We start from the raw sequence: 1644 nt of genomic DNA on the forward strand, positions 1-1644 counted from the left end.
CAGTTAGTAGTCATACGTCACAGATAAATGGATTAAATTCTACAGTATCTACGCAAGGATCTAGTATTAGCCAACTTCAAAATCAAATAAGGTTAAAGGTTGAAGCTACAGATATTACTACAGCAATTAATAATATTCAAATTGGAACAAGGAATTTAGCACAAAATACATCAAATGAATATTCCAGTGTTTATACTTCTTTTACAGGAGTGACGAATACTTGTCCATATCTAGCTAAAGTGTTAACAGATGGATTAAGTGTTGGTGATTATTTAACAGTGAGACTTATATATAAGTATACAGATATTGTTGCTGTAAGTGGTCAAACGGCTGCTTGTTGGATTCAAGGAAATGGAAATGTTACAAATTGGTCTAGCGGTGGATTTACAGCTTCGTCAAGATTAACTTTAAGTGGTAGTGGAGAGTATGAATTTTTATATACTTTTAAAATAACTGCAGATCATTTGAAAAATTCATATTGGAATACAAATATACGACATGACTATGTTTTAAGTGGTTCTGTTCAATGGAAAATGTTTAAAGTAGAAAGGGGGACAAAAGCAACAGATTGGAGTAAAGCATGGGAAGATATTAAAACAAGTATTAATGATGTAGATTCTAAAGTTACTACAACAAGCAATAAAGTATCAACTATAGAAACTAACTTAAGTTCTATAACTCAAAGAGTAGCTAGTACAGAAAGTACAGTAAGTACACATACTACTCAATTAGGAACAGTAGATAGTAGAATAAATACCGCTAAAAATTCAGCTGTAAGTACTGCTGCAAATGATGCAACATCAAAAGCAAATACTGCTCAAACAAATGCAATTAATAGTGCTAAAGGTTATACAGATGGACAGATAACAACTGTAAATCAAACAATAATAAATAAAGTAGCAGAGATAAAAACTACAACAGATTCAATTACTCAAAGGGTAAGTTCTGCAGAATCAAAAATAACAACAGTTACAATTGATTTAAATAATATGCAAATAGGTGGAACTAATATCGCAACGGAAACTAATAAAGGGGTAAATGGTTGGGGATGGTCTTTACAGTCTGGTGGAAAAACTATCTCAGAGGTAACTGAAAATGATATTAAATGCTGTAAAATAGTTAGAGATTCTGTTGCTTCAACAGGATGGAGTTTTATTAGTTACAATAGAATAGGAAGAAGTAGATATTTGGCCAATAAGAAATATACTATTTCTTTTGAAGTTAAGGCTTCTGTAGTAACAACTTTTTATGTAGGGTTAAAAGAAGGAAATGGTAGTAATGCGTTAAGTGGAGAGGGTAAGACAGGAAGTACTATCGTAAATACTTGGACAAGACTTAGTGTAACAATAACGACATTTGCAACACTACCAACAAGTACTGCACAGGTATTGTATTTAAATGGTATGAATTCAGCACCAGGAGTTACTTATATATTTAGAAATTTAATTATTGAAGAAGGTACAAAAGCTAGTAATTGGAGTCCAGCACCTGAAGATATTGAGAGTTCTATAGCAAATGTACAAACACAAGTTACTACAACAAGTAATAAAGTATCAACTATAGAAACTAACTTAAGTTCTATAACTCAAAGAGTAGCTAGTACAGAAAGTACAGTGAGTACACATACTACTCAATTAGGAACAG

General features: G+C 31.8%; 1 protein-coding gene. It reads left to right on the forward strand.

Annotated elements, in window-relative coordinates:
- On the forward strand, positions 1-1644 hold a 1644-nt coding region (locus I4V51_RS20790; RefSeq protein ID WP_347708683.1), incomplete at both ends, for a hypothetical protein.

The organism is Clostridium sp. D53t1_180928_C8 (assembly GCF_015667795.1).
Lineage (GTDB): Bacteria > Bacillota > Clostridia > Clostridiales > Clostridiaceae > Clostridium.